General features: G+C 73.9%; 17 protein-coding genes. 8 read left to right on the plus strand and 9 right to left on the minus strand.

Features of this window, described 5'->3' with window-relative positions; all coding sequences use genetic code 11:
• Positions 1-3 precede the first annotated feature (3 nt).
• The 5 genes from ACIQVD_RS06900 to ACIQVD_RS06920 are packed head-to-tail and all read right to left on the minus strand — an operon-like array spanning position 4 to position 5,135.
• A complete protein-coding gene (locus tag ACIQVD_RS06900; RefSeq protein ID WP_400681834.1) occupies positions 4-864 on the minus strand; it encodes an STM4011 family radical SAM protein in 861 nt (286 codons plus the stop codon).
• Entirely contained in the window at positions 861-2,204 is a 1,344-nt protein-coding gene (locus ACIQVD_RS06905) for an STM4012 family radical SAM protein (protein ID WP_402286501.1), read from the minus strand. Before ACIQVD_RS06905 ends, ACIQVD_RS06900 begins: the two co-directional genes overlap by 4 nt.
• On the minus strand, positions 2,201-3,022 hold the full coding sequence (locus ACIQVD_RS06910; protein WP_400682646.1) for an STM4013/SEN3800 family hydrolase: 822 nt from the start codon (positions 3,020-3,022) through the stop codon (positions 2,201-2,203). Before ACIQVD_RS06910 ends, ACIQVD_RS06905 begins: the two co-directional genes overlap by 4 nt.
• Positions 3,023-3,030: 8 nt before the next feature.
• Positions 3,031-4,170, minus strand: a complete 1,140-nt coding sequence (locus ACIQVD_RS06915; RefSeq protein WP_402286504.1) for an STM4014 family protein — start codon at positions 4,168-4,170, stop codon at positions 3,031-3,033.
• 14 nt (positions 4,171-4,184) lie between these two features.
• Positions 4,185-5,135, minus strand: a complete 951-nt coding sequence (locus tag ACIQVD_RS06920; RefSeq protein ID WP_402286506.1) for an STM4015 family protein — start codon at positions 5,133-5,135, stop codon at positions 4,185-4,187.
• Positions 5,136-5,351: 216 nt separating this feature from the next.
• Here ACIQVD_RS06920 and ACIQVD_RS06925 point away from each other — a divergent pair, with 216 nt between their 5' ends.
• The 3 genes from ACIQVD_RS06925 to ACIQVD_RS06935 all read left to right on the plus strand — a co-directional run bounded on the left by ACIQVD_RS06925 (position 5,352) and on the right by ACIQVD_RS06935 (position 7,933).
• On the plus strand, positions 5,352-5,678 hold the full coding sequence (locus ACIQVD_RS06925) for a hypothetical protein (protein WP_100836368.1): 327 nt from the start codon (positions 5,352-5,354) through the stop codon (positions 5,676-5,678).
• A gap of 79 nt (positions 5,679-5,757) precedes the next feature.
• Positions 5,758-6,867: a DUF6745 domain-containing protein gene (locus ACIQVD_RS06930; RefSeq protein WP_400681825.1), complete on the plus strand. Its 1,110-nt coding sequence runs from the start codon at positions 5,758-5,760 to the stop codon at positions 6,865-6,867.
• A 226-nt stretch (positions 6,868-7,093) separates the two neighbouring features.
• Positions 7,094-7,933, plus strand: a complete 840-nt coding sequence (locus ACIQVD_RS06935; RefSeq protein ID WP_402286510.1) for a fumarylacetoacetate hydrolase family protein — start codon at positions 7,094-7,096, stop codon at positions 7,931-7,933.
• Positions 7,934-7,965: 32 nt separating this feature from the next.
• On the opposite strand, the gene ACIQVD_RS06940 is transcribed toward ACIQVD_RS06935, so the two are convergent.
• Complete coding sequence (locus ACIQVD_RS06940; protein WP_400681819.1) at positions 7,966-8,724, minus strand: TetR/AcrR family transcriptional regulator; 759 nt, start codon at positions 8,722-8,724, stop codon at positions 7,966-7,968.
• Between the two features lie 107 nt (positions 8,725-8,831).
• Between ACIQVD_RS06940 and ACIQVD_RS06945 the strand changes: the two genes are divergently transcribed.
• The 5 genes from ACIQVD_RS06945 (at position 8,832) to ACIQVD_RS06965 (ending at position 15,057) form a co-directional block, all read left to right on the plus strand.
• Positions 8,832-9,512 carry a rhomboid-like protein gene (locus ACIQVD_RS06945; protein ID WP_402286513.1) on the plus strand — a complete coding sequence of 227 codons (681 nt, stop codon included), beginning with the start codon at positions 8,832-8,834 and terminating at the stop codon, positions 9,510-9,512.
• Between the two features lie 56 nt (positions 9,513-9,568).
• Complete coding sequence (locus tag ACIQVD_RS06950) at positions 9,569-11,281, plus strand: DUF885 domain-containing protein (RefSeq protein ID WP_402286516.1); 1,713 nt, start codon at positions 9,569-9,571, stop codon at positions 11,279-11,281.
• 203 nt (positions 11,282-11,484) lie between these two features.
• On the plus strand, positions 11,485-12,981 hold the full coding sequence (locus tag ACIQVD_RS06955) for an MFS transporter (protein WP_400681812.1): 1,497 nt from the start codon (positions 11,485-11,487) through the stop codon (positions 12,979-12,981).
• 202 nt (positions 12,982-13,183) lie between these two features.
• A complete protein-coding gene (locus ACIQVD_RS06960) occupies positions 13,184-14,161 on the plus strand; it encodes a trypsin-like serine peptidase (RefSeq protein ID WP_402286518.1) in 978 nt (325 codons plus the stop codon).
• Positions 14,162-14,301: 140 nt separating this feature from the next.
• Positions 14,302-15,057 carry a hypothetical protein gene (locus tag ACIQVD_RS06965; RefSeq protein WP_402286520.1) on the plus strand — a complete coding sequence of 252 codons (756 nt, stop codon included), beginning with the start codon at positions 14,302-14,304 and terminating at the stop codon, positions 15,055-15,057.
• 7 nt (positions 15,058-15,064) lie between these two features.
• On the opposite strand, the gene ACIQVD_RS06970 is transcribed toward ACIQVD_RS06965, so the two are convergent.
• The 3 genes from ACIQVD_RS06970 to ACIQVD_RS06980 form a co-directional block, all read right to left on the minus strand.
• Positions 15,065-15,445, minus strand: coding sequence for a hypothetical protein (locus ACIQVD_RS06970; protein ID WP_400681807.1), 381 nt, complete (start codon positions 15,443-15,445; stop codon positions 15,065-15,067).
• Between the two features lie 1,405 nt (positions 15,446-16,850).
• Complete coding sequence (locus tag ACIQVD_RS06975; RefSeq protein WP_402286523.1) at positions 16,851-18,371, minus strand: peptide deformylase; 1,521 nt, start codon at positions 18,369-18,371, stop codon at positions 16,851-16,853.
• Between the two features lie 231 nt (positions 18,372-18,602).
• Positions 18,603-18,992 (minus strand): GntR family transcriptional regulator, encoded by a 390-nt coding sequence (locus ACIQVD_RS06980; protein ID WP_402286525.1) that lies wholly within the window; start codon positions 18,990-18,992, stop codon positions 18,603-18,605.
• Positions 18,993-19,047: the final 55 nt, after the last annotated feature.

Consider the following 19,047-nt stretch of genomic DNA (forward strand, 5'->3'; position numbering starts at 1 on the left):
CCCTCACCACCCGTGCGGGATGCGCTCCAGCACGCCGCCCGCGAACACGTCGTACAGCGGCAGCGACTCCAGGTGCACGTAGCCGATGTGGCAGTCGCAGCTCCCCAACGGGCACGCCCGCGGCCGCAGTTGGTCCCGGTACGAGTCGTCGTACAGGTTGCCCAGCGGCGGCCGGACGAAGTGGCAGCGGCGCACCGTGCCGTCCCCGTCCACCGACACCACGCTCTCCCCGGTCCGGCACGGCAGCCCCGCGCTGCGGTGCGGGTGGCGGCTGTAGCCGAACAGCGGGTCCAGCTCCGCCCACCCGGCCGCCTCGGCGTCGGTGTACGTCAGCCCGTCGGCCGCGTTCACCCACAGGTAGACGCCCGCCGGCAGCGCCGCGCGCAGCCGCCGGGCCGCCGCCAGGTGCTCCGGCTGCCCGACCACGCCGACGCTGAACCGCACGCCCAGCGCGGTGAGTTCGGCGCACTTGGCGAGGAAGCGCCGCTCGCTCACCTGCCCCGGGTGGTACGTCACCCAGAGCGCCAGCTTCGCGCGGTCCGCCTCGGCCAGCCAGCCCGTCCGGCAGCTCGCGTTGGTCTGGATCGCCACCCGCTCCAGGTGCGGCAGCCGGCTCAGCTCCACCATCGCCCGCCGGTACCAGCTGCGCACCAGCCCCTCGCCCCACGGCGTGAACAGCACCGACAGCCGGCCGTGCCGGTACGCCGCCGCCCAGGCCGTGAACCGCTCCAGCGCCGCCCGGTCGGCGCGCAGCAGCTCCGGGGTGTCCCGCCGCTTGGCGAACGGGCAGTACGGGCAGTCGTAGTCGCAGGAGGACAGCGGGCCCCGGTACAGGATCGTCAACTCGCTCGTACGGTCGGTCACTTCGCCTCGTACTCCGCCATGTTGGCCCGCACCCCGGCCGAGAACAGCCGCGGCCCCACCGCGTCCGACCAGGCCAGGCCCTCCGGGCTCAGCAGCAGCCGCGCCGGGTCGTCCGCCGCCAGCCAGCCGCGGGCGGCGAACTCGGCCAGCTCGGCCGGGAAGTCCAGCTCCGGGGTACTGCCGAAGCGCTCCCGGTAGGCCGCCAGGTCGACGCCCTCGCCCTGGAGCAGCGACTGCACCAGGTGGCGGCGGCGGGTCTCCTCGTCCGTCATCACCCAGCCCAGCTCGGCCCGGGAGAAGTCCGACGCGGCCACGTAGTCGTCGATGATCCGGCGCACCTCGCGGGCGTCCACCGCGTAGTCGAAGGAGTAGTGCAGCCGCGAGGTGTACGAGCGGGCCCCGCAGCCCAGGCCCACCATGCCGTCGGTCTGGCAGGCGTACTCGCCCGCGCTCGCGCTCGCGGCGCCGGTCCGGCGGAACATCCGCATCGACACCTGCCGGTACCCCTCGGCCAGCAGGTGGTCGCGGCCCGCCCGGTACAGCGCCAGCCGCCGGGCGTCCCAGGCGGGGTTCGCCGCGGTCCCCGCGTGCCGGCCCAGGCCGGTCAGCGGGCGGACGTACAGCGGGTACAGGTACAGCTCCTCCGGCCGCCAGGCCAGCGCCGCGTCCAGGGACGCGATCCAGCTGGCCGGCGTCTGGCCGTCGATGCCGTAGATCAGGTCGATGTTCAGCACCGGGAACCCGGCGTCCCGCACCCGGCCCAGCGCCGCCTCCACCGCCGCCCGCTTCTGCGGGCGCACCGCGGCCCGCGCCTCCCCGTCCAGGAAGGACTGCACGCCCAGGCTCAGCCGGGTCGTCCCGCGCTCGGCCAGCACCCGCAGCCGGTCGGCCGTCGCGGTGTCCGGCGACGCCTCCACCGACAGCGGGACCGCCCGCAGGTCCGCGCCCGTCCCCGACTCGGCGATGTCGCAGAGCCGTTCCAGCTCGGCCGCGGTCAGGTAGGTCGGCGTCCCGCCGCCGAAGGCCGCCAGCGCGAACCGGGCCTCCGGCGCCAGCGCCTCCCGCACCTGCCGGGCCTGCCGCTCCAGCGCGTCCAGGTAGGCGGTGGTCAGCCCCTCCGGGCTGCCGATCCGGGTGAACAGGTTGCAGAACCCGCACCGCACCTCGCAGAACGGCACGTGCAGGTAGAGCGAGAGCGCGTCCTGCTTCTCGCCCCGCCACAGCTCCGCGAGCCGCGGGCGCTCCGGCAGCGGGCGGTAGGCCGTCTTGTGCGGGTACGCGTAGACGTAACTCTGGTACGGGGACTCGGTGCCGACGGTGGTGGCGGCGACGGTGCTCATCGGGGCTCCTGCGGGGTGGCCGGGAGGGTGAAGTGCGCGTAGGGGACGGTCCAGACCACCTCGTGGCCGATCCGGTGGCCGGTGTACCCGTCCTCGCCGTACGCGGTGCCGTGGTCCGAGCAGACGATCGCGAAGCACGGGCGCCGGGCGGTCATCGCCGCGAACAGCCGCCCGACGTGCGCGTCCACGTACTCCAGCGCGGCGGCGTGGGTGGCCCGGCTGTCCCCGTCCGCGCGGGTCGCCCCCGGCAGGTGGAACCAGTTCGGCTGGTGCAGCGCCGAGACGTTGACGAACAGGAACAGCGGCTGCCCGGGCGGCTGTTCGGCCGCCACCCGCTCGGCCACGGCCACCTGCGACTCGAAGGAGGTCGGCGACGGGACGCCCAGCTCCGGCGCCCAGTGGCTCTCCTGGAACAGGCCCGGCAGGACGGAGCCGAGCGGCCCCTGCTTGTTGAAGAACCCCACCCCGCCGACGCAGACCGTCCGGTACCCGGCCTGCGCCAGCCCCGTCGGCAGGTCGGGCGCGTCGAACACCCAGGTGCGCGGCTCGGTGCTCTCCGAACCCGCGAACCGCGCCGCGAACAGCCGCGGGTGCGGCCCGTCCGGCGAGGCGGGCGTCGGCAGGAACCCGGCCAGGATCGCCTGGTGCGCGGCGTACGTGAAACTCCCCGGCGAGTGCCGGCGCTCCCAACCGGTGGGCGGGAGCACCTTCGCCAGGTGGGGCAGCCGGCCGGCCGCGAGCAGCTCCGCGGCGACGTCGAAGCGCAGCGTGTCGAGGGTGACCAGCAGCAGGTCGTGCGAGCCGACCACCTCGTTCATGTCGGGGATCACCGCGCCTCCAGGATGCGGGGCAGGACGGCGGGCTCCCCTTCGCCCGCCGGAGGGCCGAACGCGTACGCCGGGGAGGCGAGTTGGGCCGCGTAGGTGTCGAGACCCGGGGCCGGTCCGTCGGGCAGGCCGGGGAGGTTCGGGAGCAGGTCGCCGAAGGCGTTGACCTCGCCGACCAGGGCGCGCCGCCAGCGGGCGTGCGGGAGGAGGTCGACGCCGACCATCGGGGAGCGGGGGAAGCAGCGCGCGGCGGCCTCCGCGGTGGCGAGCAGCCCGGGCCAGCGCTCCCCGGCGGCGGCCCGGACCGCCGCCGGCTCGCCGCGGACGCCGCCGAGGTGCAGGTTGGTCATCGGGTGCCGGCTGGTGCGGACCACCACGTGGGTGGCCCGGCCGCCGACCACCAGCACCCGCAGGTCCGCCGCCCGGCCGCCCTGCTCGGACTTCGGGACCCAGCGCTCGACGTGCAGCCCCTCGGGGGCGAGCCGGTCGACCAGCTCGGCGACCTCCGCCGCGGAGCGGTAGCGGCGCACCGCGAGCGAGTTGTGCAGCCCGTCCGGGGCGAGCTCCACCGAGGTGGTCGCCTGGACCCGGCCGCGCGGGCCGAACTCCAGGGCCACCACCCCGGAGGCGGACGAGCCGTGCACCGGCTTGAGGAACACCCGGCGCATCCCGGCGTCCGCCAGCCGCTCCCGCAACTCCCGCCAGGAGCCCGGGAGTCCGCCCGGCAGCGCGGGCGGCACCGGCACCCCGGCGGCGGCCAGCCGGGCGTGCGCGCGCCGCTTGTCGAACATGACGGCGATCTCGTCCGGATCGCCCAGCAGCCGCACCCCGGGCCGCTCGGCCAGGGCGCGCAGCGCCGCGGTGACGCCCGCGTACCAGGCGGGGCCGCCCTCGACCCGGGTCGGGGCGTAGCCCGCGCCGAGGACGGGGCCGCGCAGCAGCCGGTCGGCCGCCGGGTCCTCCCCGGGCGAGTCGATCCGGACCACCGCGCCGGGCGGCAGCTCGTACCGGCCGCGCAGCACGGCGGACCAGGGCAGCACGGCGGGCTCCGGCCGGCCGGCGGCGCGGGCCGCGGCGGCGAACAGGGTGGTCCGGCGGTGCCCGGGGGAGCCCAGGACGACCAGCTGGTGCGAGGTCACGTGCGCCGTCCCGCCTACTCGGAGATGGCGACGTAGCGCCAGTTGTCGCCCGGGTCCTCGGCGCCGGAGAGGTCGATCTCGACGCCGGGCAGGGCGTCCCGCAGGCGCTGCTGCATGCCCTCGGTGAGGTAGTGGTGGTGCAGGTCCAGGGTCTTCAGGTGGGTGAGCGGCTGGCCCTCCAGCAGCGCCCCCGCGCCCTCGTCGGTGAACGCGCCCATGGACAGCGACAGGCCGGTCAGCCGGGGCACCACGGGGGCCCGGGCGACCAGCGCGGCGATCTGGTCCTGGAACACCGAGTCCTGCAGGCCCAGGTACGTCAGCGCGGGCAGCTTGGTGCCGGACAGGAACGGGGCGAGGTCGTCCAGCGTCCAGTCGCCGCCGTAGTTGTCCACGCCGAGCCACAGCTCCAGCCGCTCCAGCGCCGGGAAGTCGCAGGCGCCGACCGCGCGGACGATGCTCGCGGGCAGGCCGCCGGACTCGAAGCGCAGCGCCTTCAGCGCCGCGTGCTCCACCGGCTGGAGGCCGAGCCGCTCGTTGTCCTCGTAGTCCTCGCCGGCGCCGCGCACCACCAGTTCCTCCAACCGCGGGAACGCCGCGAACACCGGGGTGATGTCGCACATCTGGATCCAGGAGATCTCGCACTCCTCGAAGGTGATGTCGCCCAGGAACAGGCCGCGCAGCGCGGGCAGCCGGTCGGCGGCGGCGAGGATCTGCGGCAGCGCCTTGGAGAGCGGCTCCGGCTCCTCCGGGAACCAGCGGCCGAGCACCAGCGCGGTGACCCGCTCCGGCTCGACGGTCTCCAGGAACTTCTGCCAGAGCTCGTCGAAGCCCTGCTCGTCGTCCCAGTCCAGGGCGATCCGCCAGGCGGTGGCGTCCGCCGCCGGCAGCTTCCCCTCCGCCGCGGCCGCCCGGAAGTCGGTCACCGGGAGGCCGTGGAACGCCTCGGCGTGCTCGTTGATGGTCATGCGCTGCTCCTCGTCGCTGGTCGCTGCTCGTCGTCCGTGGTGCTCGGCCGCCGTGCCGGTGGTGCTCGTGCGCGTGATGGCCGAGACCTGTCTACCAGCCGCCCGTGACGTTCACCCGCACGAAGGACCCGGCGGGAGCGGGGTTGTCGGTGGCGCGGCCTAGTTTTCCTGACGTGGCGTTCGGCAGCGGGCCGGACCCGACCACCGGGAGGCCCCGTGTACCGCCAGGGAGACGTACTGATCGTGCCGGTCGCGCAGAGCGCCGTGCCGGCCGCCGTCGCGCACATGGCCCGGCAGCCGAGGGACGCCCGCGGGCGGCTGGTGCTGGCCCTCGGCGAGGTCACCGGGCACGCCCACGCGGTGGTCGGCCCGGGCGAACTCGTCCGCGAGGGAGGCCCGTTCGGCTTCTCCTGGCTGCACCTGCCGGAGGGCGGCCGGGTGGTCCACGAGGAGCACGCCGCGATCGCCCTGCCCGGCGGCTGGTTCCGGGTGGTCCGCCAGCGCGAGTACACGCCGAACGCGGTCCGGGTGGTCGCCGACTGATCCCCCCGGGCCCCCGCCCGCGCGCGTACCCGCCACCGCACCCGACCCGCCACCCGCACCGCACGAGGACAGGAAACTGATGAGCAGCCAGCTGACGGGCCGACCGGCCGACCTCTCGGTGGCCCACTGGCGGGCCGTCGCCGCCGCGACCGGCCCCGCCGACCGGGCCACCGTGGAGCAGGCCGTCCGGGACGCCTACCGGGCCGCCGGCCTCGCCGAGCCCGCCGAGTTCCGCTGGTGCCCCTCGCCGCGCGCCGCCGTCGCCGAACTCCTTTCGCGCCGCGAGGAGTTCGGGGCGAGCGTGCGCGAGCAGGTGCGCACCGCCGCCTGGGAGCGGGCCCGCACCGCCGCCCTCGCCGCGCTCGGCCCCGGCGGCTGGGGCGAGCTGTGGGCCACCACCGGCGCCGAACTCGCCACCACCACCGCGCTGCCCGCCGAACGCGTCCGCGCCGCGCTGCTCGACCACTTCGCCCCCGAGCCCGAGCCGATCGACGACTGGACCGAGGCCCGCAAGCCCGAGAACCGGGCGGCCCGGCTGGCCGCCGCCGAACAGCGCGGCCGGGTCCGCCTGCTCCTGCTGGACGCGGTGGCCGGCCAGCACGACGCCGCCTGGCTCGCCGCCTTCGACACCGCCGGCACCGGCGACCCGGCGCTGGCCGCGCTGGCCGGCATCGCCCGCCAGACCGGCTGGTGGTGGCCGTACGAGCGCACCGTGCTGCTCAGCGAGCGCCCCGTCGCCCTGCACCGCGACGAGGCCGGCCGGCTCGACCGCGCCGACGGCCCCGCCCTCGCCTACGCCGACGGCTTCGCGCTGCACGCCTGGCGCGGCATGCCCGTCCCCGCCGACTTCCTCGACCGGCTGACCGGCCTCACCCCCGAGCGCATCCGCGCCGAGGACAACGCCGAGCTGCGCCGCGTCATGCTGGAGCACTTCGGCTACGACCGCTACCTGGCCGAGTCCGGCGCCGAACCGCTGCACCGGGACGAGACCGGCACCCTGTGGCGGATCCAGCTCCCGAACGACGAGCCGGTGGTGATGGTCGAGGTGCTCAACTCCACCCCCGAGCCGGACGGCACCCACCGCACCTACTACCTGCGCGTCCCGCCCGCCACCCGCACCGCGCGGGCCGGCGTCGCCTGGACGTTCGGCGTCGAGGAGGCCGAGTACCGCCCGCAGCGCGAGACCTGAGCGGCCGCCGGGCCGCCGTCACGGCTGCGGGCGGGCCGCCGTCGAAACTGCGGGCGGGCCGCTGTCAAGGGTGCGGGCCACCGAGCCGGTCCCCGCCCGAGCCCTCCGATCGGGAGGAATTCGCCGAATCGGAACCACTGTTCCGCAGGTGAGCGCCGCTGGTATACCTCGATGTCCCGGGGCGGGGGACCACCCGCCCCCGAGACGAATCAGGTGGTGACAGGCAGTGAAGCTCCTCCGTGTGGGCCCTGCGGGCGCGGAACGACCGGTCGTCCTCGCCCCCGACGGCACCGCCCGCGACCTCCGCCCCCTCACCCCCGACCTCGACGGCGTGTTCCTCGCCCGGTTCGACCCCGCGGCGCTCGACCCCGCCGACCTCCCCGTCACCGACCTCACCGGCGAACGGACCGGCCCGCCGGTCGCCCGCCCCGGCAAGATCGTCGGCATCGGCCTCAACTACCGCGACCACGCGGCCGAGGCCGGCGCCGCGATACCGGCCGAGCCGGTGGTCTTCCTCAAGCCCGCCAACACCCTGGTCGGCCCGCACGACCAGGTGCTCGTCCCGCGCGGCAGCCGGAAGACCGACTACGAGGTCGAACTCGCCGTCGTCATCGGCCGCACCGGCCGCTACCTCGACTCCGCGGCGGACGCCGCCGCGATCATCGCCGGCTACGCCGCCGCCAACGACGTCACCGAGCGCGCCTTCCAGCTCGACCGCGGCGGCCAGTGGGACAAGGGCAAGTCCGCCGAGACCTTCACCCCGCTGGGCCCCTGGCTGGTCACCCCCGACGAACTCGGCGACCCCCAGGCGCTCGGCCTGCGGCTCTGGGTCAACGGCGAGCTCCGCCAGGACGGCAGCACCGCCGACATGATCTTCCCGGTCCACGAGACGGTCCGCTACCTCACCCACTTCATGCGCCTCGACCCCGGCGACGTCGTCATCACCGGCACCCCCGCCGGCGTCACCCTCGGCCGCCCCGGCACGCCCTTCCTGCGCCCCGGCGACCGGCTCGCCCTCGAAGTCACCGGCCTGGGCCGCCAGGAGACCACCCTCGGCCAGGCGTAGGGGCCCCGCCGGGGCCCGAACACCGGCCCCTCCTACAGCCCCAGGTCGCGCAACCGCGCGATGAGCACGCCCGCCGGGCTGTCCGCCGTCTCCAGCTCCAGCCAGCCGTGCAGCACCTCCGCGGTCTGGTCGTCGCGGATCGCGGTGGCCGCGGCCATCACCACGAACTGGTCGACCAGCCAGGCGCAGAGCGAGTCGGCCGGGATCTGCCGGCCCTCGTCGAGCCAGCTGATCGCCGAGGCCTCGACCACCGAGATCCAGGAGCGCACCAGCAGGGTGAGCCGGGGCCCGGCCTCCCGGACGCCGAGGTGGCGCAGGGTGCGCCTCAGCGCCGCGCGGCGGACGTCGTCGACGATCGCCGAGGTGCGCGCGGTCTCCACGACCGAGCCGCCGCGCAGCAGCGCGCCGTAGCCGGCGGCGTGCTGGTCGACGAAGTCGAAGTAGCGGTGCAGGACGGCGCCGAGCTGCCGGGTGGGGGTGCCGTCGGCGGGCTCGACGGTGAAGCGGGTGGTGAGTTCGGCGGCGGCGCTGCGCAGCGCCGCCTCGTACAGCTGCTGCTTGCCGCCGGCGAAGTACCGGTAGACGAGCGGCCGGGAGGCGCCCGCGGCCTCGGCGACGTCGTCGAGGGAGACCTCCTCGGGCGGGCGGGCGGCGAAGAGTTCGAGGGCGACGGCGATGAGCTGGTCGCGCCGTTGCTGGACGGGCAGTCGCCGGTAGGCGGCGCGGCGGGGCCGCTCCGCGGCGGGGGAGTCGTCGACGGGCTCCTCGACGGGGGAGGGGGTCGCTGCCATGCGTGCCAGGGTAGACCTCGGGCGGGTCGGCGGACCCCCTCCGCACGGCCGCGACCGGCGGGTCCCCGCCGGGCGGGGCGCGGGGCGCGGCCGCAGACTGTGACCAGGTGCGGGTGGAGCGCGACGAGGAGCGGCCGGTGCGGTGGGTGCGGGCGGCGGGTCGGTGGGTCGGGAAGTCCCCGGGGACGTACGTGTGGCTGCTGCTGCTCGCGTTCACCAGTTTCGTGGTGGCCCGGATGGACCCGGCGACGCTGGACTACTTCCTGCAGAAACGCTCCACCAACCTGCACCAGCTCTCCTCGCACCCGGTGCACGCCCTGCTGGCCAGCCTGATCTGGACCGAGCAGGCGAACTTCCTGTTCTACTTCGTGGTCTTCCACGTCTTCCACGTGCCGGCCGAGCGCTGGCTCGGCACCCGCCGCTGGCTGACCGTCGCGCTGACCGCGCACGTGCTGGCGACCTTCGTCAGCGAGGGCGCGGTCGCCTGGGGCGTGCGCCACCACGTGCTGCCGGCGAACATGTCGACCACGGTGGACGTCGGCGTGTCGTACGCGCTGGCCGGGGTGGAGGGCGTGCTGACGTACGCGCTGGCCGGGGCGTGGCGCTGGGTGTACGGGTGCGGGCTGGTCGTCTTCTACCTGGTGCCGCTGCTGGTCTCGCACACGTTCACCGACCTGGGGCACTTCTGCTCGGTGCTGATCGGCCTCGCCTTCCGCCCGATCACCCGGGGCCGGCCGACCTGGGACCCGCGGCGCGGCGTCCGGCGCCCGGACCCCGTCCGGGGGTGACGACGCCGATACCTGACAGGGGTTGAATTCGCCTGCGGCTACGACAGGATGGCCGGATGGCTCATGAACTGAACACCCCTCACCCGAGCGGCCCCACCCCGCGCCGACTCGCCGACTCCTACGTCCACGCGCTCGCCGAGGCCGACCCGCTGACCGCGGTGTACCTCGGCCTCAACCCGGAGGACGACCGGCTGACCGACCTGTCCTCCGAGGGCATCGAGGCGACCGCCGAACTCGCCCGCCGTACCCTGGCCGCCCTGGACGCGCTGGAGGCGTCCGGCCCGGTCGAGGACGAGGCCGAACGCCGCTGCGCCCGGCTGCTGCGCGAGCGGCTGACCGCCGAACTGGCCGTCCACGACGCGGGCGAGGGCTACCGCAGCGTCCGCAACCTGGGCTCGCCGGTGCACAACACCCGCGAGGTGTTCACCCTGCTGCCCACCGACACCGACGAGGACTGGCAGCGGCTGGGCCGCCGGCTGGCCCGCTTCCCGCTGGCGATGGCCCAGTACCGGCAGAGCCTGGAGGAGGGCGTCCGGCGCGGCCTGCTGTCGGCGCCGCGCCAGGTCGAGACGCTGGTCGGCCAGCTCGGCGAGTGGATCGAGGGCGAGCTGCCCGGCGGCTGGTTCGGCGAACTGGTCTCCACCGCCCCCGCCCACCTGCGCGAGCCGCTGACCGCCACCGCCGTCGAGGCCACCGCCTCGCTCGCCGACCTGCGCGACTGGATGCGCGACGTGTACGGCCCGGCCGCCCAGGGCACCCCCGACGCGGTCGGCCGGGAGCGCTACACCCGCTGGGTGCGGTACTGGACGGGCGCCGAGCTCGACCTGGACGAGGCGTACCGCTGGGCCTGGGGGCAGTTCCACGACCTGGACGCCCAGATGCGGGTCGAGGCGGAGAAGGTCCGCCCCGGGCAGACCCCGATGCGGGCCATGAAGTGGCTGGAGACCGAGGGCCCGGCGATCCGCGGCGAGCAGCAGGTGCAGGAGTACCTGCAGGACCTGATGGACCGGGCCATCGAGGACCTCCAGGGCGTGCACTTCGACCTGGCCGAGCCGCTGCTGAAGGTGGAGGCGCGGATCGCCCCGCCCGGCAGCGCCGCCGCCCCCTACTACACCCAGCCCTCGCTGGACTTCTCCCGCCCCGGCCGGACCTGGCTGCCCACCCTGGGCCGGGAGGCGTTCCCGGAGTGGGACCTGATCTCCACCTGGTACCACGAGGGCGTCCCGGGCCACCACCTGCAGCTCGCGCAGTGGACGTACGTCGCGGACCGGCTCTCCACCTACCAGGTCACCCTGGGCGGGGTCAGCGCCAACATGGAGGGCTGGGCGCTGTACGCCGAGCGCCTGATGGACGAGCTCGGCTACCTGACCGACCCGGGCCACCGCCTGGGCTACCTGAACGCCCAGATGATGCGGGCGCTGCGGGTGATCGTCGACATCGGCATGCACGCCGAGCTGGACTTCCCCGCCGACTCGCCGTTCGCCCCGGGCGAGCCGATGCGGCCCGAGCGGGCCCGGGAGTTCTTCGGCGCCTACTGCGGCCTGTCCGCGGACTTCCTGGACAGCGAGCTGGTGCGCTACCTCGGCCTGCCCGGCCAGGCGATCGGCTACAAGCTCGGCGAGCGGGCCTGGCTGCGCGGCCGGGCCGCGGCCCGGGCGGCCGCCGAGGCGCGCGGCGCGGAGTTCGACCTCAAGGGCTGGCACATGGCGGCGCTGTCCCAGGGCTCGCTTGGCCTGGACGACCTGGTCACCGAGCTGGGCGCGCTGTAGCGCCGTCGCACGGACACGCGGACAGAAGCCGTGTCCCGGGTGGCCGATGCGGCCGGGCACCCGGGACGCCGTCCCCCTCGCGGGCCGTCCCAAATCTTGACAAGCACGACAATTCGCCTTGCCGCCGTCCCGTCGCGGGGTTTCCCTGGGAGGAGCGCCGTACGCGCCCAGCCCCACTCCCGATCGGCGGAAGGCGGCCCACGGTGACCTCCCGGAACGCCCCCGAAACCCCAGCGGCGGACCCGCGCCGCTGGTGGGCCCTGGCGGTCATCGCCATCGCCCAGCTGATGATCGTCCTCGACGCGACGATCGTGAACATCGCCCTCCCGTCCGCGCAGCACGACCTGGACATCTCCAACGGCAACCGGCAGTGGGTGATCACCGCCTACACGCTGGCCTTCGGCGGACTGCTGCTGCTCGGCGGCCGGATCGGCGACCTCTTCGGCCGCAAACGCACCTTCATCGTCGGACTGCTCGGCTTCGCCGCGGCCTCCTGCCTCGGCGGCTTCGCCACCAGCGGCGGCATGCTGTTCATCGCCCGCGCCCTCCAGGGCGCCTTCGGCGCGCTGCTCGCCCCGTCCGCCCTGGCCCTGCTGTCGATCACCTTCCGCGACCCGCGCGAGCGGGCCACCGCGTTCGGCGTGTTCGGCGCGCTCGCGGGCGGCGGCGCGGCGATCGGCCTGATCACCGGCGGACTGCTCACCGAGTACCTCGACTGGCGCTGGTGCCTGTACGTGAACGGCCCGATCGCCCTGATCACCGCGCTCGCCGCCTTCCGGCTGCTGCGCCGCGACCACATCGACCGCTCCCACCGGGTCCGGCTCGACCTGCCGGGCGCCGTGTTCGGCTGCGGCGGACTGCTGCTGATCGTCTACGGCACCTCCGAGGCGGTCAGCCGGGGCTGGAGCGACTGGCTGGTGCTCACCGCGCTCTGCGTGGGCGCCGCCCTGCTGGTGGTCTTCGCCCAGGTCGAGCGCCGCACCCCGCACGCGCTGCTGCCGATGCACCTGGTCCGGGACCGCAACCGGTCCGGCGGCGCGCTCTCGGTCGGCCTCGCGGTGATCGCCATGTACGGCCTGTTCCTGTTCCTGACCTACTACCTCCAGGTCATCAAGGGGTACTCGCCGATCCGGGCCGGCGTCTCCTTCCTCCCGATGACCGCCGCGATCGTGGTCAGCTCCGCCGGACTCGGCTCCCGGCTGATGACCCGGGTCCCCACCCGCGCGCTGATGGTCCCCGGACTGCTGCTCGGCGCCGGCGGCATGGCCTGGCTCACCCAGCTCCAGGTCGACAGCCCCTACACCACCCTGGTGCTGCCCGCCGAAGTGCTGCTCGGCTTCGGGCTCGGCCTGGTCTTCATGCCCGCCATCAGCCTGGCCACCCTCGGCGTCGCCCCGGAGGAGACCGGCGCGGCCTCCGCCATCATCAACAGCGCCCAGCAGGTCGGCGGCTCGATCGGCACCGCGCTGCTCAACACCATCGCCGCCAGCGCCACCGCCACCTACCTGGCCGCCCGCAACCCCACCGACCCGCTGGTCCAGGCCCAGGGCGCGGTGCACGGCTACGCCGTCGCCACCACCGTCGCGATGGGCATCCTGCTGCTCGCCGCGGTGGTCGCCTTCCTGATGATCAACCACCGCCCCGCCCCCGGCGAGGCCGAGGGCGAGGGCGCCGCGGCCGAGGCCCGGGCGGTGGTCTGACCCGCCCGGACGGACGCACCGACGGGTGACGGGCCCGCCCCGGACGGGTGGCGGGCCCTCCCGGACGGGTGGCGGGCGGCCGGAAATCTCACCGGGCTCCCAGGCGGCACTGACGGCTTTCCCAGCTCCGCGGCGGATATTGGAGGCCGGAGCGGGCACACGCGCACCGCCATGACCAGTACCGGCCGGAACGGGGCACCCGATGGGACGACACACCAGGCAGGACGGACGGCGCCCGCTGCGGTCGGCCGCCCTCACCTCGGTCCTCGCCGTCGGCGTCGTCGGCGCGATGGCCACCGCCGGGGTCTTCACCGTCCACCTGCGCCACCCCGGACGGCCCAGCACCGACACCGTGGCGATGACCGCCCCGGCGCCCGCCGCCACCGCCGCGCCCTCGTCGGCCCCGACGCCGACGCCGGCCCCCGCGGCCACGCCCGCCGCGGCGTCCGACCCCGCGGCCGGCGGCCCCGACACCGTGCAGCAGGCCGCCCCCGTCACCGCCCCCACCCTGCTCGCCCCGCCCGCCGCGCCGTCGGACACCGCCCCCGGCACCACTGCGACCGCCCCCGACGACGCCGAGTCCCGCCGGGTCGGCGCCCTGTTCTCCGGCCCGACCGGCCCCGGCCACCACTTCTGCACCGCCAGCGTCATCGACAGCCCCGGCCGCGACCTGATCCTCACCGCCGCGCACTGCCTCTCCTCCGCGAACGGCGTCACCTTCGTCCCCGGCTACCGCGACGGCCTTGCCCCGTACGGCAGTTGGCAGGTCACCGAGGTGTACACCGCGGACGGCTGGCGCAACGGCGGCGACCCGGACGAGGACTTCGCGATCCTCGCCGTCGCCCCCCGGGACGGCCGCCTGATCGAGGACGTGCTCGGCGGCAACCCGCTCGGCACCGACGCCTCCTGGACCGCCCAGGTCCGCCTCTACGGCTACCCCGCCGGTGCCGAACTCCCCCGCCTGTGCACCAACACCACCAGTCGGCAGGACACCTACCAGCGCCGCATCGACTGCCCCTCCTTCCCCGGCGGCACCAGCGGCGGCCCCTTCGTCGACACCGCCACCGGCCGGGTCATCGGCGTCATCGGCGGCTACCAGCAGGGCGGCGACACCGAGGACACCTCCTACAGCGCCGCCTTCGACCACACCGTCGCCGAACTCCTCGCCGAGGCGAGCTGACCGGGCGGGCCGAACCGGCCGAACCGGCCGGACCGGCCGAACCGGCCGAACCGGGCCCGCCGCCCGGCCGCGCCGCTGTCCGCCGCCCCGCCCGGGAGGCGACAATGGGGCGTCGACGCACAGGCACGGGGGGAGGCGCGGTGTTCCGGCGCTGGTGGTTTCTCAAGGTCGCGGCGGCCGTCCCGGTGAGCCCCGCCGCACCGCCGACCCGGCGCGAGGAGCGGGCCCGCCGGGCGCTGCTGCTGGGGGAGTGGGAGGCGCTGCGGGAACGCCTGCGGGAGACCGCCGCCGAGCGGGTGACCGCCGCCGGGGCCGTCTTCCGGGCCGCCGAACTGGAGCTGGGCGGCGAGGAGTCGGCCGCCAGGCTGGCCTACCAGTGGGCGCTGGAGGCGTACGAGGCCGCGGGGCGGCTGCTCGACCAGGCCGGGGACGCGGACACCGACCTGCCGGACCTGGCCGCCGCGATCGTGCTGGCCGAGCAGGCCGTCGAACGGCTCGGCGCCGCGCACCTGCTGCACGCCGGGAAGCGCCCCGCCCCGCTCCAGGTGCGCTGCTACTGGAACCCGCTGCACGGCCCCGCCGAGATCCCGCTCGCGCCGGGCCGGGGCAGCAAGGTGCGGCGGCGCCGGCACCTGTCGCCCCGGGAGGCCGCCGCCGAGCGCCGCCCCGCCTGCCGCTCCTGCCGGGCCGCGATCCTCGCGGGCCAGACCCCGGACGTGCTGCCCGCGCTGCTGCCCGCGAAGGCCGCACCGGGCCGCAGGGGGCCGGTGCTGGTGCCCTACTTCGCCGTCCCCCGCCAGTGGTCGCCGTGGTCCACCACGGCCTGCGGCGCGTACGACCGCGGCGCCCCGGCGCTGGTGCTGCGCGGCGGGCACCGCCGGCCCGGGCCGCGCTGACGCCCCGTCAGGCCGCCGTCGCCGCGGCGAACCCGCCGCGGGAGCCGCCGTCGAGCAGGGCGGGCCAGTCGAGCGGGCCGGTGAGCGCGGCCGGGTCGGGCAGCGAGACGACGAGCGCGCCGCCGGCCCGCTCGACCTCGGCGCACCAGTGGGCGACGCCGTCGGTGCCGGAGGAGCCGCCCAGGGTGGGGAAGAGGCAGCCCGCGTCGCCGGGGCCGTCCAGCACGCACATGGTCGGGCTGGCGAACACCGACCAGCCGTCCAGTCCGGGCACCGCGCCGTCCGCGACCCGCAGCACCGGCAGCGCGCCGTGCACCGGGGCGCCGCCCAGCAGCAGGATCGGCGCGGACGCCCCGGACACGAGTCGGACCTGCTCAGCGGAGATCATCACCCCGGTACCCTGCCACACCCCGGCGGCCGGCCCCGTGCCGGAAGCCCGCGGGCGGGGCGGGAGTTCAGCGCCGCGCGCGCTCCTCGGCGGCCGGCCGCCCGACCTCGGCCAGGAACCGCTCCGGGACTTCGCCGGTGGCCCGCAGGTGCGCCCGCTCCCCGGACGGAAGCCGCCGGGCTCCCCGCCAGTGCGGCCTCCCGCCCGCGCCTGCCGCCCCGGAAGGCGAACAGCGCGGTCGGCCGGCCGACCGCCCCGGGCCCGGCCGCCGTCCGGCCCGACTCGCCCCGGACGGCCAGCCGGCACAGCCGTTCGTCCGGCAGGTTCGGGACGGGCTCCGTCCTGGTCACTGCGCCACCCCCTCGGTCTCCGGCCGTGCGCTCGCGCGGCCGGACCGGCGGGGAGCCCGGCGGCTGCCGTCCGGGGGGGCACCGGGGCAGCCCGGGGACAGCGGAAAGGCCCAAGTCCGTTGGACTTGAGCCTTGTTCGACACTTCCTGCGAAGTGCCCCCGGTAGGATTCGAACCTACGCACCCGCCTCCGGAGGGCGGAGAGTGGCCACCTGCGCTGACCTGGCCTTACGCCGCCTGGGGTTCCACCCTAGGCCGAACCGTAGCCAACCGCTCTTGCCCGTGGTTCCCCGTTCAATCGGGCATGGCTGGGGGCACGACACTCAGGTGGTTTGGCGATGTTCTGCGTTGTGAACTTGATCGGGAGTGCAGCCGCCGTCACATTGTCGACCTGATGCACGCCCCACCACCTTCTTGGTGCCAGCCTCCACTTGGAACCTGCCGTACTCTGTCCGGCCACAGTTTGCACAGGTTCCTACTGGTCTCCAAACGTCCTCAACATCGGTACTGGCCATATCTCAACGCTATGACGGGTTGCTGAACGCTGCCTGCTGGCACAGTTCGGGCTGAGCGGGTGGTTCCCTCCTCGACCGGGCAGCTTCGCCGCACCCGGGTTCTCCAGGGGCCGCCAAGGCTCACCGGGTGACGCTTGCGCTTGGCCTTGGCGGCCCCTGGAGGTTCCGGGTACGCCCTTGGGTGGCCGGTCGAGGAGGGGGCCTCCCGCGACCCGTCCACGATGAACCACATCGAGGCCGCACCTGTGCGCATGTCCTCGGTCCCCTCCGAGGAGGGCCGGGGTTTGGGGCAGCGCCCCATTGCTCTGACGCCCGCTGGTCCTCTGGCGGACTCTCACTTCTCGGCATCCCTGGCGGCACGCTCGCGTGCGCGGCTGGCCGCCGCCGGCGCGGGGCGAAGACAGGAGCGGAGGCGAGCGGCCAGGGCCGCGCGCTGGCGCGCTGTGCGCGCCTTGATGAAGTAGCGAAACTCGTAACCAGCTCTCCCACCCCCTGAACCTCTCCTCCCCGCCGTTGGGTTCGGCGTGGTGCTTCGCTTGGGCTACCGCGCCTCGTTCTTCGCGTCGTAGGTCCAGCCGCTGCCCGTGCCTCGGTATTCAGAGACGGGGATGGGCTCCACTCCCGGCCGCATACGAGCGGTGTAGAGGGTGCCCTCCAAATGGTCGATCTCGTGGGCGACGAGACGGGCTACGGCGTTCTCGAAGATCGTGATCCGGTGTTGGCCGTCAACATCCTGGTGCGCAACGGTGATGCTTCGAGGCCGAGGGACCATGCCACGCACGTCGAAGAAGCTCCAGCAACCTTCGTACTGCTCGTCGGCCTCAGCGGACTCCTCGATCACCTTGGGATTGAGCAACGTGAGGGTCTCACCGTCAGCGGTGCGGACGATGGCTGCTGCCCGGTCGATTCCGAGCTGCGGAGCCGCGACACCCATGCCCTTGCTGAACACGTGGATTTCCGCTGCGCGCTCCGCTGCGGCGTTCAGCTCCGCTACGACCCGCCGAACGTCTTCGGCTTCCGCCGGCAGATCGAAGGCTCGGGCCTGACCGGTCAGGATCGGATCTCCCGCCTGGACAACACCGATCGACCGCATCTTTTCGCTGGCGCTGGTGGTGGTCATGGCCGGGCTGTTCTCCTCGGTGTTCGGGCGGGCGCGAAACTTCCACTCCAGTCGATACCTCGCGTGGAGCGGTGGGTCCTCTGTGGTCCAGGAGAAGGTACGCCGGTCCTGGGCGACGTCCTGGTGAATCGCGGTTCGGAACGGGAAGGCAGCCGCGGTCATGGTGGTCTCAGTCCCCCAGACCGCCGGGTCGAGTTCAGCGGGGAAGTCGAGCCGGACGCTCAGCCGCTCAGTGGGAAGTCTGACTGCCCGCTGGAACCACGTTCCCCACTTCTCGTCACCGACGGTGTACGAGTACTCGATCCAGGTGCTTTCCCCTGGATAGAGCGGGTAGCGGCCGTAATCGCTCTCGAACAGCAGCCACAGCTCCTTGAAGGCGTCCCGGTCGTGCTGAACCCTCCAGCCGATGGGTTCGTTGCCTACCTTCGCGCTGAGGTCGATCTCTTCCCACGTCAATGGGTTCTCGCGGTAGAGACGGTTCGAGCGCTCCGGGTTCCCTGGGAAGCGGTCGACGGAAATTCGGATCAGATACCGGGTGATCGGGTCCGAGCTGGCGTTGTAGAGCCACCGGCGCTGAGTCGCGCGATAGCTCCGGCCGTCGTAGTACAGCTCGGCGTCGTCGTGCTTGACGATCAGGCTTGTCGGTTGGCTGTCACCGGCCGAAGGCTCGAGCGCTGCCGGATGGGGCATCGCCGATTCGAGTCGTCCCTGTGCTTCGGCCTCAGTGAACGCCCGATGGAGTGCGCCGCCGGCCTGGAGCACCCGGTCTGCCTGTTCGGCAAACGACGCTGACGGCCGCTGCTGGCCGCTCTCGACCTTCGAGACGTAGGACGGTGTGTAACCCACCAGCTTCGCCAAGGCGGACTGCGACTTACCTCGTACGTCCCGCCAACGCTTCAACTCAGCGATGAACGGCTCATTTCCTGGCGTCTCGCTTGGCATCGCGCCCCCTGCGGTTGTGCCTGTGAGTGATCTATGAGTGATCGTGTCTCAGCCTGTAGACACTGCTCCAACGTGCGCTTCACTGACCGTATCTGAACGGAAGTAACCGGACCCGAAGACAGTCAGCAGTCGCAGAACGGGAGGAACGAAACAAGGACGCCAACGCGCCCAATCTACCCATCCAGAGATCATCAGGATTAGATCGACCAACTACTGCGACGAGGAACCAAATCAATCCTGAGCTTCGATCAGGCTCTCAAGGCGAGCTACCCGCTCCGCAAGGCTGCGGACGGTCGAGTCGAGTACCTCTAGGTGCCGGATGAGGGCTGCATAGTCAGGTGACCCTTGCGCCGAGGTCTCCGACTCTTCCGCATCCCAATCAGGAGCGTCTGCATCACTGACAAAGTATCCACGGTTGGGCACCGACACGACCAAGCCCTCATCGATGAGGATCTGCAAGGCACCCGACACCGTCACTGCAGTGACACCGAACCGGTTGGCGAGCTCTCTAAGCGACTGAAGCTTGTATCCCGCAAGCGGCTGACCATCAGCGATCTCCGCTCGGATGGCGTTTGCGATCTGCATCTTCTTTGAGATCGGAGCATCGGAAGAGATGGTCATGCTCCGAGCGTAGCCAATCAGGATGCCCTAGCACACCCTGATACACCACAGCCCT

The sequence above is a fragment of the Kitasatospora sp. NPDC090308 genome (assembly GCF_044769485.1).
GTDB classification, from domain to species: domain Bacteria; phylum Actinomycetota; class Actinomycetes; order Streptomycetales; family Streptomycetaceae; genus Kitasatospora; species Kitasatospora fiedleri.

What these genes read in the sequence shown, in the direction of transcription:
- ACIQVD_RS06905 (WP_402286501.1), bottom strand. Translation starts at nt 2,204, where the DNA reads ATGAGCACCGTCGCCGCCACCACCGTCGGCACCGAGTCCCCGTACCAG.
- ACIQVD_RS06910 (WP_400682646.1), bottom strand. Translation starts at nt 3,022, where the DNA reads ATGAACGAGGTGGTCGGCTCGCACGACCTGCTGCTGGTCACCCTCGAC.
- ACIQVD_RS06920 (WP_402286506.1), bottom strand. Translation starts at nt 5,135, where the DNA reads ATGACCATCAACGAGCACGCCGAGGCGTTCCACGGCCTCCCGGTGACC.
- ACIQVD_RS06930 (WP_400681825.1), top strand. Translation starts at nt 5,758, where the DNA reads ATGAGCAGCCAGCTGACGGGCCGACCGGCCGACCTCTCGGTGGCCCAC.
- ACIQVD_RS06940 (WP_400681819.1), bottom strand. Translation starts at nt 8,724, where the DNA reads ATGGCAGCGACCCCCTCCCCCGTCGAGGAGCCCGTCGACGACTCCCCC.
- ACIQVD_RS06950 (WP_402286516.1), top strand. Translation starts at nt 9,569, where the DNA reads ATGGCTCATGAACTGAACACCCCTCACCCGAGCGGCCCCACCCCGCGC.
- ACIQVD_RS06960 (WP_402286518.1), top strand. Translation starts at nt 13,184, where the DNA reads ATGGGACGACACACCAGGCAGGACGGACGGCGCCCGCTGCGGTCGGCC.
- ACIQVD_RS06970 (WP_400681807.1), bottom strand. Translation starts at nt 15,445, where the DNA reads ATGATCTCCGCTGAGCAGGTCCGACTCGTGTCCGGGGCGTCCGCGCCG.
- ACIQVD_RS06975 (WP_402286523.1), bottom strand. Translation starts at nt 18,371, where the DNA reads ATGCCAAGCGAGACGCCAGGAAATGAGCCGTTCATCGCTGAGTTGAAG.
- ACIQVD_RS06980 (WP_402286525.1), bottom strand. Translation starts at nt 18,992, where the DNA reads ATGACCATCTCTTCCGATGCTCCGATCTCAAAGAAGATGCAGATCGCA.